The sequence below is a fragment of the Chloroflexota bacterium genome (assembly GCA_026389585.1).
Classification (GTDB): Bacteria; Chloroflexota; Dehalococcoidia; order UBA2247; family RBG-13-53-26; genus JAPLHP01.
Genome location: JAPLHP010000063.1, coordinates 1 through 3,700, shown reverse-complemented (window position 1 = coordinate 3,700; position 3,700 = coordinate 1). Strand labels below are relative to the sequence as shown.

The window sequence follows — 3,700 nt, the reverse complement described above, 5'->3', positions numbered from 1 at the left end:
CATGGTCAACCGCCCGCTCCGCAGTAATGGACACAAGCCAGGTCCGCATCATCCTTGGCGTAGATCTTACAAAGCCTTTTATGACAAGGGGTGACAAATTCGCTGAACAATTAGGGTGACATTTTCGCTGGACAACAACAGGCAGCTGTGGATGTTTGCAGCCTGTGGTACCCTGTGGTAGTGTGGTAGGATTGGTGCATAGACTGTCGCACAGGCAAGATTGCAGGGACTTGTCTAACTTATCCAGCAATCGAAACCATCAAAGGAAGGACTCTGCAGGTCAAGAGTCTGGAAGGGAGAGGTGCCACATCACGAGAGTAAAGTAAAACAGCGGAACCGCAGGGTCGAGTCAAAGGGCATAGATCTCTTTGCCAAAGGTGCGCACCCAGTTCTTTCCCAACACCTTTGTCGCCTCTTCGGTTTTGTCCACGCCCACGATGACTATAGGCTGACCGCTCTCCCCCCTGCCCAAATAGGGGTAGAGATAGAGGACATTGATATTGGCCGCCTTCAGAGGCTTGAGCACAGCTCGAAGGCCTCCCGGGTGATCCGGGACCTCCACCGCTATGACGTCTGTCTCTTTTACAGAATAGCCATGGCTCCTCAGGACATTGGTGGTTTTGGCCGGATCATCGGTGACAAACCTCACCGTACTGATGTCGGCAGTATCAGCTACCGAAATGGCCCTGATATTTACCCCTTCAATGCCCAGGAGTTCGCTCACATCCATGAGCTTCCCCGGCACATTATCCAGGCTGATCGAAATCTGTTTGACAAACATAGCCTTACCCCCAGGTTATCTACATCATTACTAGAAGAGTTCGTATCCTGCTATCAGCGCTTTTTTGTTGACGGCAATCAACTTTGTCTTGTTCTTCAAGGTGCTTTTCAGTCCTTCAATCAGGGTATCAATGGAGACCAGATTGCTTTTCTTGGTGAATGCCCCCAGCATCACCATGTTGGCCGATCTGGGACTGCCCAATTCCTCAGCAATACGGCCTGCCAGAACTCCAACAAGCTCGATGTCGCCACGGGAGACTTCAGCCTTGATCAGCGAAGAATTGAAAAACAATACGCCTCCTGATTGGACCTGATTCTGAAATCTGACCAGGGAAGGTTGATTCATGGCAACAACAAATTCCGGTGCCGAAGCCACCGGTGAGGCAATCTCTTCATCCGATACGGCTACCGTGCAGTTGGCAGTACCACCGCGAACCTCAACACCATAGGAGGGTAAGTACGTCACGTTTTTGCCCTCCATCATAGCTGCCTGAGCCAGGCCAAGTCCCATGGAAAGTACCCCCTGGCCTCCAAATCCAGCAAAGATCGTCTTAATCAGCATCTTTTTGCCCCGTGATGTCCTTTATCACCCCAAGTGGGAATACCTTAGTCATTTCTTTACCGATCCACTGCCAGGCCTCTAATGGTTCCATCTTCCAGTTTATGGGGCAGGGGGCGAGTATTTCCACCATTGAGAAGCCCAGACCATCAATTTGCACCTGGAAGGCCTTGCGGATAGATTTCTTCGTCTTTCTGATGTTCGTCGGAGAATCCACTGCCGTCCGTTCAATATAGACCACTCCCCCAAGGAGTGCCAGCATCTCGCTCACCCTGATAGGATGTCCCTCCAGCCTGGCATCCCGCCCGTAGGGCGTGGTGGTGGTCAGCTGGGCCAGTAGAGTAGTCGGGGCCATCTGACCACCGGTCATGCCGTAGACAGCATTGTTGACAAAAATGGTCGTTATCCTTTCTCCTCTGTTGGCAGTATGAACAGTCTCAGCAGTACCAATGGCTGCCAGATCACCATCCCCCTGATAGGTAAACACAATGGTCTCAGGAGAGGCCCTTTTCAGGCCGGTAGCCACCGCCATTCCCCTGCCATGGGCTGCTTCCGCCATATCGATGTCAAGATAGTCATAGGCAAAAACCGAGCATCCCGCCGAGTTGATGCCTACAATCCTCTCTTGAAGATTCATCTCTTCAATCACCTCAGCCAGAAGCCGGTGGATAATCGAATGACCACATCCCGCGCAGTAATGGAAAATCTTCTTCTTCAGCAACTTGGGACGGCTATACACCTTAGTCATTGTTCTCTAACTCAGACCCTTCTGATAATAATGTCGTGAAATCACCCGGAAGACTTCGCTGGGGGTAGGAATGACACCCCCCGGCCTCCCATAGAAGAAGGTCTCTCCTTTACCATTCAGGGCCAGTTGCACATCCTCTATCATCTGGCCCATGTTCATCTCAAATACCAGGAAGTATTTTGCCCTGTTGGCCAATTCTTCCACCTTTGCAGAAGGGAACGGCCACAGGGTGACGGGCTGCAACAGGCCTACCTTCAGCCCATTAGCCCGCGCGTTCTTGATCGCCCCTCGGGCAATTCGGGCCGCTATGCCAAAAGACACCACTATCATCTCAGCATCTTCAACCAGAAAGGTCTCGCAGGTGATCTCTTCTTCCTTGATCAATTGGTATCTTCTGTAGAGGCTCCAGTTGAGTTCTTCCATGTCGCTCGTGTTCGAGGTACAGGTCCTGACAATCCGGCTTGCCCGCCCCTTTGCCCCTCTCAAGGCGTTGCTTCTCACCGGCAGTTCCGCAGGAGCCTCATGCTTAAATTCCACCGGCTCCATCATCTGCCCCAGTATCCCATCCCCCAGGATAAGCACCGGAATCCGATACTTGTCGGCCAGATCAAAGGCCCGGTGAGTGAGGTCCGCCAGTTCCTGCCCCGATGAAGGCGCCAAAACTATGGTCCGATAATCCCCGTGCCCCCCACCCCGGGTGGCCTGGAAGTAGTCAGACTGAGAAGCAGATATGGTCCCCAAACCCGGCCCACCCCTGGACATATTGACTATGACCGACGGAAGCTCGCAACTCGCCAAATAAGAAATCCCTTCCTGCTTTAAACTCATCCCCGGACTGGAAGACGAGGTCATGACTCTCACCCCCGCCAAACTGGCTCCAAATACCATATTTATAGCCGCGAGCTCACTCTCCGCCTGAATAAAAGCACACCCCTTTTTCCTGCTCAGGTGGTTTGCCATATATTCAGTCAGCTCGTTCTGAGGAGTGATGGGATAGCCAAAATAACACTGGCAACCAGCCCTGATAGCCGCCTCTCCAATCACGCTGTTGCCATCCATGAGGACCTTAGCCACGGTACACCTCTATGGCCACTTCCGGACACACTATGGCGCAGATGGCACAGCCGGTACATTCGCTGCCATCATTAAAGGAGACAGGTACATAGCCACTGGCCGTCAGTCTATCCGACAGAGCGATCGCCCCCTTGGGACAAAAAGCTATACAGACCTGGCATCCCTTGCACAGCTCCTGGTTGATTTCAATATAACCATTTGCCTTGGATTCTGTTATGCCCACAATCCTGTCCTCTATCCTCCGAAACTAACCAACGATAGCTATTTTGGTCTTTACGTCCTCGAACTGACCAAATGAGACTACAACTATTTGAACCTTGCCTTATCTTGCCATAGTCTACCTATAGGCAAAGCAGACAAGGTTCTTCCAGATCAGTCTCCCGATCTCTATATGATTTTATTCCCAAATCAGACGTGCTTCAAGTTTTTCGAAGCTATGCCTTGCTTGCCAACGAACCAGCCCCTGGGCCGTCTTCCTCATTGGAACAAGTATCCCACACTACATTGCAGTATGATTATGAAAACAAGTGTACCAGCAG

5 protein-coding genes are annotated in these 3,700 nt (G+C 51.6%); all 5 read right to left on the bottom strand.

The features are described from left to right. Positions 1–349 precede the first annotated feature (349 nt). Genes NTZ04_05040 through NTZ04_05020 form a run of 5 tightly spaced genes read right to left on the bottom strand, consistent with a single transcriptional unit; the run spans position 350 to position 3,384 of the window. Entirely contained in the window at positions 350–781 is a 432-nt protein-coding gene (locus tag NTZ04_05040; protein ID MCX5991676.1) for an amino acid-binding protein, read from the bottom strand. A 30-nt stretch (positions 782–811) separates the two neighbouring features. Continuing rightward, positions 812–1,342, bottom strand: a complete 531-nt coding sequence (locus NTZ04_05035; GenBank protein ID MCX5991675.1) for a 2-oxoacid:acceptor oxidoreductase family protein — start codon at positions 1,340–1,342, stop codon at positions 812–814. Beyond that, a complete protein-coding gene (locus NTZ04_05030; GenBank protein ID MCX5991674.1) occupies positions 1,332–2,087 on the bottom strand; it encodes a thiamine pyrophosphate-dependent enzyme in 756 nt (251 codons plus the stop codon). Before NTZ04_05030 ends, NTZ04_05035 begins: the two co-directional genes overlap by 11 nt. A gap of 6 nt (positions 2,088–2,093) precedes the next feature. Continuing rightward, positions 2,094–3,161 (bottom strand): 3-methyl-2-oxobutanoate dehydrogenase subunit VorB, encoded by a 1,068-nt coding sequence (gene vorB / locus NTZ04_05025; protein MCX5991673.1) that lies wholly within the window; start codon positions 3,159–3,161, stop codon positions 2,094–2,096. Then, the gene (locus NTZ04_05020; protein ID MCX5991672.1) at positions 3,154–3,384 is read right to left on the bottom strand and encodes a ferredoxin family protein; all 231 of its coding nucleotides are present in this window, start codon (positions 3,382–3,384) and stop codon (positions 3,154–3,156) included. Before NTZ04_05020 ends, vorB begins: the two co-directional genes overlap by 8 nt. Positions 3,385–3,700 lie beyond the last annotated feature (316 nt).

Excerpts from the sequence above, each read along its gene's own strand:
- NTZ04_05030 (MCX5991674.1), bottom strand. The coding sequence starts at position 2,087 with ATGACTAAGGTGTATAGCCGTCCCAAGTTGCTGAAGAAGAAGATTTTC.
- NTZ04_05040 (MCX5991676.1), bottom strand. The coding sequence starts at position 781 with ATGTTTGTCAAACAGATTTCGATCAGCCTGGATAATGTGCCGGGGAAG.
- NTZ04_05035 (MCX5991675.1), bottom strand. The coding sequence starts at position 1,342 with ATGCTGATTAAGACGATCTTTGCTGGATTTGGAGGCCAGGGGGTACTT.